A 17,492-nucleotide genomic window follows, 5' to 3' on the forward strand; every position below is an offset into this window, starting at 1 on the left:
GCAATGGTCTTAATTTTGTATAAAAACAAGAACCAGCGCTGAAACAGTACTGGTTCTTATATTAATTGCCTTTATTTTTTATGAAAATAAATCTTAAATGACTACCTCTTCCCAGCTACCAGCCAAAATTCAGTGTTTTCCCCGTCTCCACCCAAGTTTTGATACTGCTTAGAATCATCCACCAGCTGCTCTGTGCATTCGCAATGGAAGGATGGTTATTTGTAAATTGATCATTGATCAGCGTCAGCTTCGTACACTCACCTACAGTTTCCAATTGGAAGACCACTCTGGATTGAAGCTCGGCATGATTCGCATGGTACGACGGTCCAGGATGCTCCTGATAACTAAGTCTGGACAACGGTTCAAATTCCAATATATCTCCATACACATGGACAGTCTCCGCACCATCATTACCTGGCCCTACATAAGCAAACGGCTGGCCTGGTTGGAAATTGGTGCGAAGTTCGCTGCCGAAAAAACTATTCCGTGTGCCGTCTGGTGATATTAGAGCATTCCACACCTCTTCCAGTCTTGCATTGATATAGAATTCATATTTCAGTTCCATGGACTCACTCCCTTTATGTATTGGATAAGCGATCTGCCAACCTCGCACTCCTATCCTATCGTTATACCCCAAAGGCCGTATTGTAAAAACGCGACAACAGGTAAAATATAAGCTCTTTATGTTTTCGGGAATGTAATACCATAATCCAAATGGATTGCGCCCATATAGTGCTTTCCCAGAAGATCAGATATACTAAACTGGAATGAAATAACAGGAGTTGTTCAATATGACTGGAACGTCACAATCCTCATTGTTACCCTATCAACAAATGATTCAGTTGCTGCAGAAAGCGGGTTGGTATGAGAACCGATGCGTTGACATCTCGGCATACATAGAGCAGTGCCCTACATCCGCAGATTTATTTCCGGCTGCCCGATCGTTTCTAGAAGAGTTTTGGGGAATAGATGAAATTATATATTTTAAATACTATAGCCACATCTCCGGGGAAGTGCTGGCTGAAAGCCCCTGGCATGAATATGAAGTTCATTTTATTCCGAATGCTGAAGAGACACTACGTTGTTCCACAGAGATGCATTCGATCTTGAAATACGCTAATGAAGATTGTTATTGTCTTGGATTAACCGGATACTACTATTCCGCAGTCACAGCCATTGGCCGTTCGGGCAAACTGTATCTGTTACACGACTATGATCCAAACGTACATGCATTCGATAATCTGATTGACAGTATGATACATGAACTTCACATGCATAAGCTTGTTCCCCATTCACTCATGGGATGGAATCAGAAAGGAAATGAGATATGAGCCAATCAACGAATATTATGGGCATCCCTTTTCCCAATGTCACGATGGATCAAACCGTTGCGATCCTTGATAAAGTCGTAGATCAGGAAAGCAATGAACTGTTCCATGTCATCACAGGTAATCCTGAGATGGTTATGTCCTGTCAAAAGAATGCATCTCTTCGGAACGTCGTCGATCAAGCCGGGTTGGTCACAGCTGACGGTGCCGGTATTGTGATGGTATCCCGTTTTCGGGGCGGACAATTGACCGAACGGGTAACCGGTTGTGATCTGCTGTTTCGTTTATTGGAGGAAGGCGATCAAAAACACTGGTCATTCTACATGCTGGGAGCAGAGGAAAGCGTCAGTGAACAGGCAGTAAAGATCATTGCGCAGCGTTACCCCGGAGTTATCGTAAAAGGTAGACACCATGGTTATTTCCAGGCAGATGAGGAACAACAGATTGTGGAAGAGATTCGTACTGCTCAACCAGACTTTCTTATCGTGGCTCTTGGCGCACCCCATGCGGAACACTGGATTAACAAGTATCGCCACCAGTTGAACGCTCGTGTAGCCATAGGTGTTGGAGGCAGTCTCGATATCGTGGCTGGCAAAACCAAACGTGCCCCTGCGATATGGCAGAAGCTTAACCTGGAATGGCTCTATCGCCTCCTCAGTCAACCTTCGAGATGGCGCAGGCAACTCATTTTACCCCGTTTTGCTGTGCGGGCATTGTTGTTCAGAGAACCTAAATAATGTGAGATGAGCAGGAGGGATGATTCGGATGCAACAGGTAGAACAAGGAGACAGACCAAGTATGGGCCTGCTGAATCTGAATGAAGGTGATCATAAATATCAACTGACACGCCATGCTCCTTCCGAAGCACTTCGCCCTTTTGTTAAACATTACTGGATCGTATCGTGGGATCTGACTGGACTTGAACCGTATCCCCAACATGTCGTGCCTAACCCCTGTGTCAATCTGGTTGTGGAACGGAACAATACGTTTTTCTTCGGACCATCGGGACGTAAATTCTCCTATCTTGTGAGCGGGAAAGGTCGTGTATTTGGCGTGAAGTTCAAACCAGGAGGATTTTATCCCTTCCTTCGGGTTCCTGTTTCTTCATTGTACGGACAACCGATGAATGTATCCAATATTCTTGACGTCACAGCGGAGTCCTTGGAAGACCGGCTTCTTGGGGCGGGGGATGATGCGGATAAAACCAGTTACATCGACCAGCTATTGTGTGCACACCTTCCTGCTGAAGATGCTCAAGCGAGAATGGTTCATGATATTGTGCAACAGATTGAACAGAACCGAGAGATGCTGAGAGTGGATGATCTGTCTTCTTATTGGAATATGCATACCCGAAAGCTTCAACGGCTGTTCAATCAGTATGTGGGTATCGGACCCAAAACGGTAATCAAGTTGTATCGTCTGCAAAATGCTGCAGAATGGATGGACCGCGGTCTTCACTGTGACCTGATTAAGCTATCTCAGGATCTTGGATATCATGATCAATCCCATTTCATCCGAGATTTCAAGTCCATTATTGGCAGTACACCAGAGGAGTACCTACACTCTAAACATCCGCATGGTGAGCGCCGAGGGCTGATCAATTAGAAACCTGTCCTAATAATCAGGACAGGTGAATGATTTCTATGGTATCCCCTGTATGGATTACACCTTCCCGTTCAACCGAGCATACAATCCCACGTTTTTTGCGAGCCGCTGGCACGAACTTTTTGCGCAAACCGTCCTGTTCATAGAATTGTTCAATCATTTTTCCCGGATGTACACAGGGAAGGTTCTCCCCTTCACATATTAACCCTGTCCCGTTCGGAAATAGGAGCCGCGTTCCAGCAGGCAGTTCCGTCAATCGATCAATGCCACGAACCAGTATATTGGCACCAAGCCACTCTGGACGCACTTCAGGAATCTTCATTTTCTCAGCAATAAGAGCACATTCTTCCTCAGACACAATACTGATCTGGCGGCGATTCGCAATCGGTGTACCACGCTTGTAGATTTTCTGACGTGAGTCCGCCGGACGAAGCAGGCCATAATGACGGTCACCCGGAATTCCTGCAAGCTCAATGTCGATAAAAGGTACAACTCGGGTCACAAATGTGGCTGGATCATCAGCCAACATGACGAATTGAACTGTTCCCATAATAATCTCCTCCCTTTCCTGAGCAATATTACTTCTTTATTGTTCATTATTACCCAATGAATGGATTGTCGACAATCGGCGTATGCTTACCTTTGTAACCATTTTTTAATTTCAACATCATAACTCAACTGGAAAACGATAAATAATTTTTAATAATACGCAATTTAATTGTTACAAATTAAATTTGCTCTTTCCGTTCTTGTTGCAAACATTTATACTAGGATGGACAAGTAAATAAATTACATATCAGAAAGCAAGGTGTTTCCTTTGATTAGTATCATTTTTGTAGCTCTTGTAGCTGTCGAACACTTCTATATCATGGTGATGGAGATGTTTATGTGGACTCGTCCACGCACAATGAAAACCTTTAATCTCACGCCGGAATTCGCCAAATCCACCAAATCTCTCGCGGCCAATCAAGGTCTTTACAATGGATTTCTTGCGGCAGGTCTGATCTGGGGACTCGTATATCCGGATGCTGCCGTTGGACAGCATATTCAGATTTTCTTCCTGGCGTGTGTGATTATTGCGGCTCTTTATGGAGGAGCAACTTCTTCACGGTCGATCATTATCAAACAAGGTTTGCCTGCGATCATTGCGTTGTTGCTAGTTCTGTTCCTGTAATTTCTGTCGAATGGTGCATTGCTTCGATTCATGTTAACTCCTTTATGGTAAGGTAGTGAATAGATAGCAGTGTACAATGACCAGAATCGTTCTGGAATTGGAAGGAGAACATGTCATGGGATTGTTTGACAAGCTTCGGCGGCGCAAAAAGGAGAAAGTACCTGCAGGTGGTGCTGTCGAATCGACGAATTACAGTGAAACCATCGTGGGTTTTGTCCTGCTGGAGCGTGAGGATTGTGATTTTGACCTCTTCATCAGGAACATGAAGAACGAATGGGATATCGAGATTGAAGAACGCCCAGAGGAGGGCAATCTCTTTTTCGAAGTGAATGGGATGCAGGTGGTATGTGCTCACATTGCCGCGCCTGTACCCGACCGTGAAGTTGAGGAGAATGCCAAGCTAAACATCCTTTGGCGAGAAGCGGAACAAGTTACCTCACGGCACCAGTCTCAGATTATTGTCTCTGTTCTGAACGCAACAGATGCAATTGAAGGACATGTTCTGTTCACTCAAACAGCGAGTGCTTTGTTACAGTTGGATCACGCGCTTGCCATATACATGGCCCCACTTGTTGTTGAAGCCAGTCAGTATGTCGAAACCAGCCGTGGGATCAAACATGATGAGTTGCCAGTCTCGCTCTGGATTTTCATCGGATTATTCCAAAATGCCGAAGGCGCTTCAGCTTACACTTACGGACTACGTAACTTTGGAAAAGAAGAGATGGAGATTATGCAATCGTCGGAATCCTTAAGCGATGTATTTGAGATGATGTTCATGACCACAACGTATGTGGTTGAGAACGACGTCACACTGCATGATGGGGAAACACTTGGTTTCTCGGCAGAACAAAAGCTGAGCATTTCCCTTTCCAAAGGTGTAGCAACGGAAGGTAACAGTTTGAAGATTGGCTTCTAATTTACGTAGGATTTTCAATTTATCATGTTACAGTTATAGAAGCCGTCTGGAGTTCATTCTCTGGGCGGCTTTTAGCTATTTAACCTTCCTTCCAATGAAGATATGATAACAATCCCTGAATTTAACTTCCCTAGGAATAAGTAGTCCATAAGAACCACTTAATTATGAATTTAGTTTTCATTCTGGTTATAAAAAGGTATAATTAATAGGCTTATAGTCTCATATATTACATATTATTTTATTATCGAGGAGTTGCCTACATGTCTGTTAGACGTTTGGATTCAACTAAACCTATTATTGAAATTATCTGGGAAGGTATTGTTTCTCCTGAACATGTCGAACAAACGAATACAGAAATCCAGAGAATAGCTGAACAATTGGGAAACTCGTTTGATGTGCTAGTAGATATGCGGAACATGAAGGCTTTCCCTCAGGACACCAAAGAAAAAATTGTGGAACACCAGAAACTACTGACACAGTGGGGGATGAAGCGAGCTAGTGTAGCCGTAGGTGGTGCGATCGCCAAAATGCAATTGAATCGGATCTCCAAAGAGTCCGCGCACCAGACTGAATTCCAATGGGAAACGTATGACGAGGCTTTGGCATTTTTGTTGAAATAATATTGAAGTGCTACGGACTTAGTATAATAAGAGAGATACCGATGCTGTACATGGCACACAGAAAGAGGCGTTCCCATGAGGAAACGCCTCTTCTTTTGCAGTTCCACGTGGTTTACTCAGTTTTGCCAGTGATCCGAACGCTCATCATTTAAGATTCAAGTTTACTTACACGTACCATCGTTACTGATGTACCATTTAGGGACTCCTCCACAAATCCTAACCGCTTATATAAGCGAATCGCTTGGTTATCCGGGTCAACACTGAGCGAGACTACTGCAATTCCCCGCCGTTCAACCTCATCTAATGCGGTCTGAAGCAGTAAGGTACCTACTCCTTTTCCACGTGCATCTTCCGTTACAGCCATCCCCATCTCTGGCGTAGCTGCATTCACATAACCGTATCCCGCATTCTGATCCGTATAGAATCTTAATGTTATTGAACCTAGTCTCTTGCCCTGCTGGTCAACTGCAACATACCCGAAATCCCCTTCTCTTCCCCAGTCTTCAACGTATTTGGACAGTCCGGGAGTATGAATACTTTCGATTGGAAAAGGTTCATCACCTTCTCTTCTATGCAGGGATGCGTATAACATCTCCCACAGAAAGGGGATATCCTGTTCTTCAATAGGGCGTACATAATAGTTGGTTATGATGGTCATGTTTGCTCCTCCTTCAGCTTTTCAAAAAGGCGGTCCATCTCATTCAGATTAAACTCATTGGTAATCTCGTAGTCCTGAAATTTGTCTCTTGTTTTTGCCTCGCTGTAGATTGAGATGGACTTTTCATTATAAAACGTCAGTCCAAATCCATCGGTAAAGCGACCTTCTTTATTAATGGTAAGTCGCCACTCATAGTAATGCGGATTCCTTTCGGAAACGTCGAATTCCCGTACTCTTTTAAGATCAACATCCTTTAATAGCTTCAGCATATCTCTAATCTTATTGGGATCTGTAATCGTCACTTCATTATCTTCATTATACGGTTCATTGTCGGAGATTTTCCTAATCGTCAGTCGATCCAATGTATCCAGCATCGTCATATGATCTGTGACCTCTGCTCGAAACGTCGTGTGTTTGCTGGGGATATACTTAGTATATTGACCAGAGGTATACATACGCACTGCAATAGCTAAAAAAACAATAATCATGACGATACCCATAATCATCTTGATTTGTCTACTCATCCCAATCCCCTCTCTAGATCTACATAAAACATATAAATTGGTAATTATTGATATATCCCAGTATAACATCTCACTCCTTCTGTTCCAATGTCATTTCTTATCTCTGGTCCCTCAATTACGATGACGTTTTTGGGCTACACTAAAATTGGAACATTTAAATGAACAAGCCGCGTTCTCCCATAGGGTGAGCGCGGCTTGTTTGTTACTTTGTTATATTGTTTTATTACCTATTCAGAACAGGTAAGACGATAACCCTTATCCCGAGCATGAATATGACATACGTAGACTTGACCTCACATCTGTTCAGCGTACGCCGAAAACTATTTGTTTTCAGCTCAATACACGACCTGCTGATTCTCGGATAACCAGCTCAGGCTTCAGCACAATCTTCTGTGGCTCTTTTTGTTCATCCTTTAACTCTTCAATCAACAGATCTACAGCGCGATGTCCCAATTCTTCAATTGGCTGGGCAACGGTCGTAAGCGGTGGACTGGTTACCGAAGCCAGAATGGTATTATCAAACCCGATAATCGACACATCCTCTGGCACGCGTAGCCCCAGCTCTTTGGCTGCCTGAAGTGCACCAATGGCCTGAATGTCATTACAACAGAACAAACCTGTCGGGTGATCCTTCTCACCGAGCAGCAGTAACGCCTCTTTTTTGGCCGAGCTCAGGTCAGCTGCCGATTCTCGGATCTGATTCTGTTCCAGCGTATGGCCTGCCTTAATCAGTGTTTCACGGAATCCACGTACACGTTCCTGACTGCTGCTGACTTTGGACGGTTCCGACAGAACCGCTACACGGGTGTGCCCCAGTTCAAGCAAATGCTCCGCTGCGAGTGCTCCGCCAATTATGTCGTCAATGGTGACTGTATGAACCGACAGGGATGGCATATGACGGGCAATCAGAGCAACAGGGATAGACTGCTGCAAGAGGGGTGACAAAATTTCTGCATTATCGATCCCGGTTCCGATCATCATGCCATCTACCCTTTTTTGCTGAAGCAGATTCAGATAACGCTCTACCCGCTCGTCCTTATTATCCGTACTGCAGATGACCACGCTGTAACCCAATTGACGGCTTCGATCCTCCACGGCTCTTGCGAGTTCTGCGAAATACGGGTTTGAGATGTCCGGTACGAGCAGCCCCAATGTATACGTCTGCTTCCCTGTAAGTGCAGCTGCGATCGCACTGGGTTGATAATGAAGGCGTTCCATGATCTCCATAATCTCAGCGCGCCGCTTCTCGCTGATCTTGCCTTTGCCATTAATGACCTGCGAGACGGTTGCAATGGATACACCCGCCTCGCGTGCTATATCGTATATGGTTGCTTTCATTGTTTTTCCCCATTTGTGCTATATATAAATTTCGTTATACATAGATAATTGTTCTCTTCTTCTCATTATGCAGGGGGAAGTCTGCATACGCAACTTGAAGCCAGCACAATGTGCGTAGCATGAACTGTTTTACTTTTTCATCAACCACTCATGGTCAGGATCGTTATGGAATTTCCAGGTCCGGGTTGGTCCAGCCATCACGTTCAGATAGTAGACCTCATACCCCGGAGGAGCGCCTACCGGATGATATCCGTCCGGAACAAGCACCACTTCACCGTTTTTCACTGCTAGCGTCTCGTCCACAGAACGATCATCCGTGTATATACGCTGAATGGCAAACCCCTGCTCAGGCTGCACGCGGAAATAATACGTTTCTTCCAGCAAAGATTCATCCGGGAGTGCGTCCCGATCATGCTTATGTGGCGGGTAACTGGACCAATGCCCATCTGGTGTGAATACCTCAACAACGAGCAGACTGTCTGCTTCCTTTTGTTCCGGCAAAATGTTGTGAATCTGGCGTTCCAGATTACCATACCCTCGCGCCTCTACCCCTACATCTTCGGGTGCAATGAGACGAGCCGGGTGCGTTCCTTTACCGGGTGCAACACATATAGCGATTTCCAGTTCGGTACGTGCTGTGATCTGCACTTGATCGGAAGTTGAGACGTAGACCGAGTACGGAGGTATTTTCTCGAAAACACTCATTCTTTTTCCGATATTATCCCATGTGTGCTCCCGGGTACTTACATTGGCGAAACCACTGAGAAGCACCACACAGAGTTCCTGATCACCGCTCTCACGGGTTAGCGTCTCCCCCTCCGCCAGCTTCGCTACCTGAAAGCCAACATATTCCCACCCCGCCGACTCCGGTGTTACGTTTATAAGTGTACCGTCTCCCTCCGGGTTCACCACGGGTTTCACAATACGTTCTGACATCTTGTCATCCACTCCTTTCTGTAATCGTCCACAACAACCTGATACTTATAAAAAACAAAAACTTGGACCATTCTTACGCTCTATTAGAAAAAAGTGACTTTAATCATCCACCTATGGCGTTGCCGTTTGCGATTCCAGTGACACCCCAGGGACTTCACTCAGCTTCACAGGTCTTCCCCGCTCCATGGACATTTTTGCTGCCAGTGCAATTCGTTCTGCCTGTACTGCATCGTGGCCATCAACGATAACCGGTGTATCATGAATGATTGCATCGATAAAGAGGGCTGTCTCCTGTACATATGCTTCATTGTAGCGTTCCAGGAAAAAGTGTAACGGTTTGTCGCGCATAAGCCCGGCCGCTGTACTGATCTCAGCCGTATTTGGATGATCATTCGCCGCTGCGGCGCTGCCCTTCGAGCCAAATACTTCAACACGCTGATCGTATCCGTATACTGCCTGACGGCTGTTATCAATAACACCAATCGCTCCATTGGCAAAAGTCATCGTTACAATCGCTGTATCCACGTCACCATGTTCCGCAAAAACCGGATTGATCAGCACGTTGCCCTGAGCGTACACTTCTTCCACTTCACTCCCGGACAGATAACGGGCCATGTCAAAATCGTGGATCATCATGTCCATGAAGATCCCGCCAGACACCCGGATGTACTCCGAAGGAGGCGGACTCGGGTCGCGAGACGTAATTTTGATAATATGTGGATCACCAATCGTACCATCCTGCACATGCGCACGTATCCGTCTGAAATTGTGATCGAAGCGGCGGTTAAATCCAATTTGCAGCTTCACGCCAGCCTTCTGAACTGCCGCTACCGCCGCTTGGGTCTGTGCCAGATCCATGCTGACTGGTTTCTCGCAGAAGATATGTTTGCCCGCCTGGGCGGCCTGTTCGATCAGCGGCACATGTGTATCTGTTGAAGAACAGATCAGCACCGCGTCTACATTAGGCATCGAGATCAACTCGCTGCTGTTCGTTGTTACAACAGGGATGCCACGACTGGAGGCCCAAGCCTCCAATTCAGGACCTGCAAACAAGTCACTGATTCCCACAATCTCGGCATGCGGGTTACGCAGGAGATTGTCTGCATGAATTTTGCCGATCCGTCCAGCACCGATGATGCCAATTCTCACTTTGTCCTTGCCCATTCCGTTATCCTCCCTATGTGCGTACATATGGGCTGGGCGTTCCCCTTAGCCCGAGTGATGCTCTGGTTGTTACCAGCGCGCCGTTACCATCTTCTTGCGAGTGTAGAATTCAACACCATCCGTACCATTGGCATGTAGATCACCATAGAAGGACTTTTTCCAACCGGAAAACGGGAAAAATGCCATTGGCGCAGGTACGCCCAGGTTAATACCCAACATGCCCGCATCAATCGTTTCACGGAATTGACGCATACTCGCTCCGCTGCGGGTGAACAGACACGCCCCGTTGGCAAAATCAGAACGGTTCGCCAGCTCAACGGCTTCCTCCAGCGTAGACACTCTTGCCACCGAGAGTACCGGAGCAAAGATCTCATCCTGCCAAATTTTCATACTGCTATCAACTTGGTCGAATACCGTAGGCCCTACAAAATAACCGGATTCACCTGTCGCCTGATCCTTACGTCCATCCCGAATCAATGCCGCGCCTTCCTGCTCTCCGGCTTCAATGTAACTGAGTGTACGCTCTTTATGTGGTCCACGGATGACAGGACCGAGGAACACGCCCTCATCCATGCCGTTACCAATGGTAATGCGGTCTGCCGCTTCCACCAGCTTTTGTACCAGTTCGTCAGCCACATCACCCACAGCTACAACAACCGCACATGCCATACAACGCTCCCCTGCTGAACCAAAAGCTGCACTGGTAATCTCTTTCACGGTTAGATCCAGATCGGCGTCCGGCATAACGATGGAGTGGTTTTTGGCACCAGCCAGTGCCTGTACCCGTTTGCCATGCTTGGATGCAGTGGTGTAGACGTATTCAGCTACAGGTTGTGATCCGACAAAGGAGATCGCTTGAACATCCTTATGTTCCAGCAACCCGTTCACGACATCATGCGCACCGTGAACGATGTTGAGCACGCCGTCCGGAAGCCCCGCTTCCTTGAACAGCTCTGCCAGGCGGCCTGCCAGCAGCGGTGTGCGCTCGGACGGCTTCAGGACAAAGGTGTTACCACACGCAATAGCCAGCGGGAACATCCAGCACGGCACCATCATCGGGAAATTGAATGGGGTAATCCCCCCAATTACACCGATTGGGTAGCGGTACATGCCCGACTCCAGTCCTGTCGCGATGTCAGGCAGTTGTTTGCCCATCATCAGATTCGGGGCACCAGCCGCGAACTCGACACATTCAATGCCACGCAATACCTCGCCGTACGCTTCGGCATAACTTTTACCGTTCTCCAGTGTCACCAGGCGAGCTAGCTCTTCCCAATGTTCAACCAGCAGCTGCTGGTAGCGGAACAAAATACGTGCACGGCGCGGAACCGGTGTGCTGCTCCAGGATTTGAACGCTTCTTGTGCTGTCTGAACCGCCAGATCCACATCCGCTTGTTCGGACAGTGGCACATGTGCAATAACCTCTTCTGTAGCCGGATTCACCACTGGCTCCGTGCGAGTTGACGCCGGGGTTACCCAGGCACCTCCGATCCAGTTTTGTACCATTGTCGCTGTTGCAGACGCTTCAGAAATTCCTTTTCCCATAGCCCTGTCTCCCTTCACTTATGTGTGATCCCTTATGTTCAACATGTTCATTGTTATAGATCTGTATGAGTACGTTGTTCGAAGTATTGCAACGTGCTTCAAGACACGGTAATCTCGCCCCGATTGCAACGTTCAATGTAGTCATTCACCTGTTCCACCGTTGGCATTGCATCCGAACAGCTGTGGCTTGAAATAACGATACTTGCTGCGCCACTGCCATACGCCATACTGCGCTCAATTGTCCAGCCCTGCATCAATCCATACAGGAACCCAGCCGCGTAAGAGTCGCCTGCGCCGAACGTTTTGACCACTTTTGCCGGATAGCTGTCCGCACGATGGGAAAGCCCTTCACGCGTATAAGCAATGGACCCTTCCTTGCCGTGTTTGATTACTACAATATTCGCTGAGAAATCAAACCATTTCTGTGCAGTTACTTGATCGCTATGATCCGGATTGTGGTCGAATGTCTCCATCATGTCGAACTCTTCACGTGTGCCGAGGATGATATCGCATTTCTCGGCTGCAAGGTTGTAATAGACCGCTGTCTCTTCGTCCGATGTCCATGTGTATGGGCGATAGTCAAGATCAAACACAATAACTGTGCTATGTTTTTTTGCATACGTTAGTGCCTGTAATACGGCTTCACGGGATGGGCTCTGCGCGAGGGCTGTGCCTGAGATTAACAGCACTTTGGAGTCAGCAATCAACTGCTCTTGTACCTCTTGCGCCTGTAATAACAAATCCGCTACATTGTCCCGGTACATCAGGATACTGCAATCCGTTGGGCTTTTGATTTCGGTAAAAGCAAGCCCTGTCACCGCTCCAGTGTCATCTGTAACTACATTTGATGTGTCGATGCCGTTCTTCTCCAAATAACTCTGGATGAATCTGCCCATCTGGTCACCCGCGATCTTACCGATAAAAGCCGTCTTCATACCCAGTCTGGACATGCCAATCGTAATATTGGCCGGAGAGCCACCTACATACTTCGTAAACGTCATCGTCTCTTCCATCGGGCGATTGATCTCATTGGCGTTCAAGTCGATGCACAAGCGGCCAATCGCGGTGAAATCCTTCTTCCTGGATACCGGAAAGGATACGTAAGTCATTGCATGTGAGCCCCTTTCTGTAGTGGGATTTTCCATGTTCTATATGGATATCTAGACTAGTTACTCATTCCATCGTAAGAACTCGTAACGGCTAGAGTAAGTCAGTTTTATTTTCCAATCGTAACGTTATACTCTTGCTGGCCTTCTTCCTTTTTCGCTTCACAGGTGTGGCCTCTGACCGCTACAATGCTAAACGAATCAGCTGTGTTGGTATAACGACTCCATATAGTTCAAAGATCGCTTCGCATACTCATATGGGTTATGAATCGCAGGGTCCTGCTCTCCTTCAAGCATCGCCCAGCCATCGTACCCTCGTGTGATCAGTTCTTGTAGAATTGGTGCAAAATCAATGCATCCATCGCCTGGTACAGTGAACACTCCTCTACGAATACAGCCGACAAAGTCAGATTGCTCCTCGCGTGCTTCATCCAGCACATGCGGGCGGATATCTTTCAGATGGATATAGGCGATCCGATCATAATGTTTGCGCAGCAGTTCAAGTGGATCGGCTCCGCCATAGTAGGCATGACCAGTATCATAGAGCAGATACACGAGAGAAGGGTCTGTCAGCTCCATCAGTCGATCAATCTCATCCGGTTGCTCTACCACTGTGCCTCCATGATGATGATACGTAAGCTTCAACCCATGTTCGCGGGCAATAGCTCCTGCTTCGTTCAATCCTTCAGCGAAGATATGCCATTCAGATTCGCTGAGTCTGAGCACTTCTTTTTCATTCGGTGTCCGTCTTGGATCAAAATGAAGTGACCCGCCTACCTCTGCCGTACTGATTACCTTACTGCCCATGGATTGCAGAAATTCCGCATGTTTGCGATAACTGTCCAGCTCCGACTGACGATATGCCGTGTCGGAGAAAAGTACGGATTTCCACTGGGAGATCAGCTTGATATTCCTTTTGCTCAATTCCTCACGCAATATAGTAGGATCGGTAGGATATTTACGTCCCATCTCTGTACCTGTCAGCCCAAGACGCTGAATGTCATCCAGAATCTGTGCACACGTTGTCGCATCACCATGCTCTTTCACATCTTCACCGACCCAATTGATCGGATGAATCCCAAGCTGGAATGGCAGCTTGCTCATTGCCCCACGTCTCCTTTGTCGTTCAACATTGTGATTCACTATATTAAACTGGATTAAATCGGTCTTGCTTTGGCACGGTTGGCTTGCATCGTGTGATGAGCATGAACTACCTTTTCTTCGGCAGATACCTCAGGTACACCCACATTCCACCATGACTCGTATCCACCTGCGTTGGTTCCAGGCACGACCGGAATCTCAATCAACGTACTCACTGTTTCGTTCTTCGCATCTCGGAGTGCTTGTTCCAGCTGTTCTGCTGTCTCCGCTCTATAGGATTTGGCTCCCATGCTTCGGGCGTGTGCAGCAAAGTCCATTGGCATGTAATCCCCGGTCAGTCGTCCACTCTCGGATTCCCGATAACGGAACTCATTGCCGAACCCGTCACTACCGTGTTCCCGCTGCAAATTATGAATACATTGGAATCCATTGTTGTTGAATAATAGAACGGTCATCTTCTTCTGTTCCTGCAAACTAGTCACAAACTCCGAATGCAGCATCAAATAACTGCCATCACCGACCATCGCGTACACTTCACGATCCGGCTCGGCAAGTGCTGCTCCGAACGCTCCACTTACCTCGTACCCCATACAGGAGAATCCATACTCCATGTGGTATGTCTTTGGTTCAGACGCACGCCACAGACGATGTAGATCACCCGGCAGACTGCCCGCCGCACACACAATAACGGAGGATGGATCAATGGTCCGGTTAACGATGCCAACTGCTGTAGTCTGTGCCAGCCCTGCTTCATGTTGAGCTGCATACAGCCGATCCACTTCTGCATTCCACTCAGCGCGGAGATCAGCAACTTCGGATGCGCCATATGCACTTCGGTATTGTCTTTCCTGCAATTCCTTCTGCAAAGCCTGCAATCCTTCGCGAGCATCTGCCAGAATGGCTTCTCCGCCTAACTTGGCGGCATCCATACTGTTCAGGTTGATGTTGATGAATGAAGCTTCCGGATGTTGAAAAGCAGAGCGGGACGCCGTCGTGAAATCCGAGAACCGCGTACCGACGCCGATCACAACGTCTGCTTCTCTCGCCAGCCTATTGGCTGCCAAAGAGCCGGTAACCCCGATTGCCCCCACATTTAGTGGGTGGTCCCAAGAAACTGCGCTCTTGCCCGCCTGCGTCTCGGCGATCGGAATACCAAATGCCTCGGCGAACTCCAAGAGTTGAACGGACGCCTCAGAGTACAACACACCGCCGCCTGCAACGAGCAGCGGTTTTCTGCCTCGGGCAATCTGCTCCGTTGCCCGTTCAATGGCTGCCTGTACCGGGGGACGACGATCCAGATAATGTACTTTGCGGGCAAAGAACGATTCTGGATAATCGTATGCCTCTGCCTGCACATCCTGCGGCAATGCGAGCGTTACTGCTCCTGTCTCTGCTGGATCGGTTAGCACACGCATGGCCTGTGTAACAGCAATCATCAGCTGTTCGGGACGAACAATGCGATCCCAGTACTTGCTGACGGCTTTGAATGGATCAGTGGCTGAGATTGTATAATCACTGCTCACTTCCAACTGCTGAAGTACCGGGTCCGGTTCCCGTGTAGCAAAGTTATCTCCAGGAAGCAATAAAACCGGAATCCGGTTCACCGTTGCAGTAGCTGCAGCTGTAATCATATTCAAAGCACCAGGTCCAATGGATGTTGTACATGCATAAATCTGTCTACGGTTCTTCTGCTTGGCATAAGCCGTTGCCGTATGCACCATACCTTGTTCGTTCTTGCCTTGCATATACGTCAGGCTTCCCGGACTGCGCTCCAGCGCTTCTCCAATGCCTGTTACATTGCCATGTCCAAAAATACCGATGATTCCCTTCACAAACTTGGTTTCCACCCCGTCAACCGAGATATATTGCTGATCCAGGTATCGAAGCAGTGCCTGAGCCATCGTTAGTCGAATTGTATTCATGAATTGATCGCCGTCCTTTCCTTTACGGGTTAAGCGCTTAATCTACGTTAAGTTTAAGCGCCTTACCCCTAAAGGTTAAGCGCTTAATTGATATGGTATTACAGGTTAATGATTTACGCAAGCTATTTTTGTAAGCGTTTTTATAAATTGTGATAAAGAAAAGATATTCTTGTGTTCAAACATGTGTTAGACCTTCTCTATTTGAACACTTCCACAATGACTAAGGACAGACTTAAAAGAGAGGGGAATATATCGTGAGGATGGGATACATGTTGGTACATGCTAATCAGCCATATAGTCCGTGATCTTTGCATACAATCATGGTCAATATGCCTGTGAATGCAGAAAAAAAGAAAGAGACGGTGAGTACCGTCTCTTTCTTTTTCAATATATAAGCGGGTGATGGGAATCGAACCCACGCTATTAGCTTGGAAGGCTAAAGTTCTACCATTGAACTACACCCGCATAACAACAATCGGGATGACACGATTTGAACATGCGACCCCCTGGTCCCAAACCAGGTGCTCTACCAAGCTGAGCTACATCCCGTTATCTATACCGGCGAGAGGACTCGAACCTCCACGGTTTCCCACTCGATTTTGAGTCGAGCGCGTCTGCCATTCCGCCACGCCGGCAAAATATGAAGTTATAATGGCGCGCCCTGAGAGATTCGAACTCCCGGCCTTTTGATTCGTAGTCAAACGCTCTATCCAGCTGAGCTAAGGGCGCAAAATATTGGAGCGGAAGACGGGAATCGAACCCGCGACCCTCGCCTTGGCAAGGCGATGCTCTACCGCTGAGCCACTTCCGCAAATAAAGGATGCGCGTGGAGGGACTTGAACCCCCACGTCAAAGACGCTAGATCCTAAGTCTAGTGCGTCTGCCAATTCCGCCACACGCGCATATAATGGTGAGTCATGAAGGGCTCGAACCTTCGACACCCTGATTAAAAGTCAGGTGCTCTACCAACTGAGCTAATGACTCATAGAAAAACTGGTGGAGGATGATGGATTCGAACCACCGAACCCGTACGGGAGCAGATTTACAGTCTGATGCGTTTGGCCGCTTCGCTAATCCTCCAGGATTACATGGTGCCGGCGAGAGGACTTGAACCCCCAACCTACTGATTACAAGTCAGTTGCTCTACCAGTTGAGCTACACCGGCGTATTACATGGTGTTATAAATGGTGGCTCGGGACGGAATCGAACCGCCGACACGAGGATTTTCAGTCCTCTGCTCTACCGACTGAGCTACCGAGCCTTACTACATTAAAAAAAAATGGCGGAACCGACGGGATTCGAACCCGCGATCTCCTGCGTGACAGGCAGGCATGTTAGGCCAACTACACCACGGTTCCAGATCACTTTCTCAAAGGAAAGTATAATTGCGGGGGCAGGATTTGAACCTGCGGCCTTCGGGTTATGAGCCCGACGAGCTACCGGGCTGCTCCACCCCGCGTCGTTATAAAGTTTATATGGTGGAGGCTGAGGGGATCGAACCCCCGACCCTCTGCTTGTAAGGCAGATGCTCTCCCAGCTGAGCTAAGCCTCCATA

17 protein-coding genes and 13 tRNA genes are annotated in these 17,492 nt (G+C 47.6%); 6 read left to right on the forward strand and 24 right to left on the reverse strand.

Annotated features, from left to right (window positions below):
• Positions 1–115: 115 nt before the first annotated feature.
• Positions 116–565: an SRPBCC family protein gene (locus CXK86_RS31455; RefSeq protein WP_101315125.1), complete on the reverse strand. Its 450-nt coding sequence runs from the start codon at positions 563–565 to the stop codon at positions 116–118.
• A gap of 226 nt (positions 566–791) precedes the next feature.
• Between CXK86_RS31455 and CXK86_RS31460 the strand changes: the two genes are divergently transcribed.
• Genes CXK86_RS31460 through CXK86_RS31470 form a run of 3 tightly spaced genes read left to right on the forward strand, consistent with a single transcriptional unit; the run spans position 792 to position 2,933 of the window.
• Positions 792–1,331 (forward strand): SUKH-3 domain-containing protein, encoded by a 540-nt coding sequence (locus CXK86_RS31460; protein ID WP_076254912.1) that lies wholly within the window; start codon positions 792–794, stop codon positions 1,329–1,331.
• Positions 1,328–2,065, forward strand: a complete 738-nt coding sequence (locus CXK86_RS31465; protein WP_101315126.1) for a WecB/TagA/CpsF family glycosyltransferase — start codon at positions 1,328–1,330, stop codon at positions 2,063–2,065. Before CXK86_RS31460 ends, CXK86_RS31465 begins: the two co-directional genes overlap by 4 nt.
• Before the next feature lie 28 nt (positions 2,066–2,093).
• Positions 2,094–2,933, forward strand: a complete 840-nt coding sequence (locus tag CXK86_RS31470) for a helix-turn-helix transcriptional regulator (RefSeq protein WP_076254908.1) — start codon at positions 2,094–2,096, stop codon at positions 2,931–2,933.
• A gap of 16 nt (positions 2,934–2,949) precedes the next feature.
• Here the strand turns inward: CXK86_RS31470 and CXK86_RS31475 are convergent, their stop codons facing one another.
• A complete protein-coding gene (locus CXK86_RS31475; protein WP_101315127.1) occupies positions 2,950–3,483 on the reverse strand; it encodes an MOSC domain-containing protein in 534 nt (177 codons plus the stop codon).
• Between the two features lie 267 nt (positions 3,484–3,750).
• On the opposite strand from CXK86_RS31475, the gene CXK86_RS31480 reads away from it, so the two are divergent.
• The 3 genes from CXK86_RS31480 (at position 3,751) to CXK86_RS31490 (ending at position 5,643) form a co-directional block, all read left to right on the forward strand.
• Positions 3,751–4,107, forward strand: a complete 357-nt coding sequence (locus CXK86_RS31480; protein WP_036608019.1) for a DUF1304 domain-containing protein — start codon at positions 3,751–3,753, stop codon at positions 4,105–4,107.
• A gap of 76 nt (positions 4,108–4,183) precedes the next feature.
• Entirely contained in the window at positions 4,184–5,023 is an 840-nt protein-coding gene (locus CXK86_RS31485; RefSeq protein ID WP_084650355.1) for a DUF4261 domain-containing protein, read from the forward strand.
• A 260-nt stretch (positions 5,024–5,283) separates the two neighbouring features.
• On the forward strand, positions 5,284–5,643 hold the full coding sequence (locus CXK86_RS31490; protein ID WP_036607981.1) for a hypothetical protein: 360 nt from the start codon (positions 5,284–5,286) through the stop codon (positions 5,641–5,643).
• Between the two features lie 148 nt (positions 5,644–5,791).
• On the opposite strand, the gene CXK86_RS31495 is transcribed toward CXK86_RS31490, so the two are convergent.
• The 22 genes from CXK86_RS31495 to CXK86_RS31600 form a co-directional block, all read right to left on the reverse strand.
• Positions 5,792–6,301, reverse strand: coding sequence for a GNAT family N-acetyltransferase (locus CXK86_RS31495; RefSeq protein ID WP_101315128.1), 510 nt, complete (start codon positions 6,299–6,301; stop codon positions 5,792–5,794).
• Positions 6,298–6,825: a hypothetical protein gene (locus CXK86_RS31500; RefSeq protein ID WP_101315129.1), complete on the reverse strand. Its 528-nt coding sequence runs from the start codon at positions 6,823–6,825 to the stop codon at positions 6,298–6,300. The genes CXK86_RS31495 and CXK86_RS31500 overlap by 4 nt, the downstream gene beginning before the upstream one ends.
• A gap of 330 nt (positions 6,826–7,155) precedes the next feature.
• Positions 7,156–8,163 (reverse strand): LacI family DNA-binding transcriptional regulator, encoded by a 1,008-nt coding sequence (locus CXK86_RS31505; RefSeq protein ID WP_101315130.1) that lies wholly within the window; start codon positions 8,161–8,163, stop codon positions 7,156–7,158.
• A 129-nt stretch (positions 8,164–8,292) separates the two neighbouring features.
• Positions 8,293–9,099, reverse strand: a complete 807-nt coding sequence (gene iolB, locus CXK86_RS31510; RefSeq protein ID WP_036607990.1) for a 5-deoxy-glucuronate isomerase — start codon at positions 9,097–9,099, stop codon at positions 8,293–8,295.
• Positions 9,100–9,210: 111 nt separating this feature from the next.
• The gene (iolG, locus tag CXK86_RS31515) at positions 9,211–10,263 is read right to left on the reverse strand and encodes an inositol 2-dehydrogenase (protein ID WP_036671940.1); all 1,053 of its coding nucleotides are present in this window, start codon (positions 10,261–10,263) and stop codon (positions 9,211–9,213) included.
• A 69-nt stretch (positions 10,264–10,332) separates the two neighbouring features.
• Entirely contained in the window at positions 10,333–11,808 is a 1,476-nt protein-coding gene (locus CXK86_RS31520; protein WP_306821968.1) for a CoA-acylating methylmalonate-semialdehyde dehydrogenase, read from the reverse strand.
• Between the two features lie 98 nt (positions 11,809–11,906).
• A complete protein-coding gene (iolC, locus tag CXK86_RS31525) occupies positions 11,907–12,917 on the reverse strand; it encodes a 5-dehydro-2-deoxygluconokinase (protein ID WP_101315131.1) in 1,011 nt (336 codons plus the stop codon).
• Positions 12,918–13,115: 198 nt separating this feature from the next.
• Positions 13,116–14,018, reverse strand: a complete 903-nt coding sequence (gene iolE, locus CXK86_RS31530) for a myo-inosose-2 dehydratase (protein ID WP_036671943.1) — start codon at positions 14,016–14,018, stop codon at positions 13,116–13,118.
• Between the two features lie 53 nt (positions 14,019–14,071).
• Positions 14,072–15,937, reverse strand: coding sequence for a 3D-(3,5/4)-trihydroxycyclohexane-1,2-dione acylhydrolase (decyclizing) (gene iolD / locus CXK86_RS31535; RefSeq protein ID WP_101315132.1), 1,866 nt, complete (start codon positions 15,935–15,937; stop codon positions 14,072–14,074).
• Between the two features lie 394 nt (positions 15,938–16,331).
• A tRNA-Gly gene (locus tag CXK86_RS31540) sits at positions 16,332–16,402 on the reverse strand.
• Between the two features lie 10 nt (positions 16,403–16,412).
• Positions 16,413–16,486 (reverse strand) — tRNA-Pro (locus tag CXK86_RS31545).
• Between the two features lie 7 nt (positions 16,487–16,493).
• Positions 16,494–16,572: transfer RNA gene (locus CXK86_RS31550), tRNA-Leu, on the reverse strand.
• A 17-nt stretch (positions 16,573–16,589) separates the two neighbouring features.
• Positions 16,590–16,666 (reverse strand) — tRNA-Arg (locus CXK86_RS31555).
• Positions 16,667–16,673: 7 nt separating this feature from the next.
• Positions 16,674–16,748: transfer RNA gene (locus tag CXK86_RS31560), tRNA-Gly, on the reverse strand.
• Between the two features lie 10 nt (positions 16,749–16,758).
• Positions 16,759–16,839 (reverse strand) — tRNA-Leu (locus CXK86_RS31565).
• 6 nt (positions 16,840–16,845) lie between these two features.
• Positions 16,846–16,921: transfer RNA gene (locus CXK86_RS31570), tRNA-Lys, on the reverse strand.
• Between the two features lie 10 nt (positions 16,922–16,931).
• A tRNA-Tyr gene (locus CXK86_RS31575) sits at positions 16,932–17,017 on the reverse strand.
• A 9-nt stretch (positions 17,018–17,026) separates the two neighbouring features.
• Positions 17,027–17,102, reverse strand: a tRNA-Thr gene (locus CXK86_RS31580).
• A gap of 20 nt (positions 17,103–17,122) precedes the next feature.
• Positions 17,123–17,198 (reverse strand) — tRNA-Phe (locus CXK86_RS31585).
• 19 nt (positions 17,199–17,217) lie between these two features.
• Positions 17,218–17,295 (reverse strand) — tRNA-Asp (locus CXK86_RS31590).
• A gap of 27 nt (positions 17,296–17,322) precedes the next feature.
• Positions 17,323–17,396, reverse strand: a tRNA-Met gene (locus CXK86_RS31595).
• Positions 17,397–17,413: 17 nt separating this feature from the next.
• A tRNA-Val gene (locus CXK86_RS31600) sits at positions 17,414–17,489 on the reverse strand.
• Positions 17,490–17,492: the final 3 nt, after the last annotated feature.

It is taken from the genome of Paenibacillus sp. BGI2013 (assembly GCF_002843485.1).
Taxonomy (GTDB): domain Bacteria; phylum Bacillota; class Bacilli; order Paenibacillales; family Paenibacillaceae; genus Paenibacillus; species Paenibacillus amylolyticus.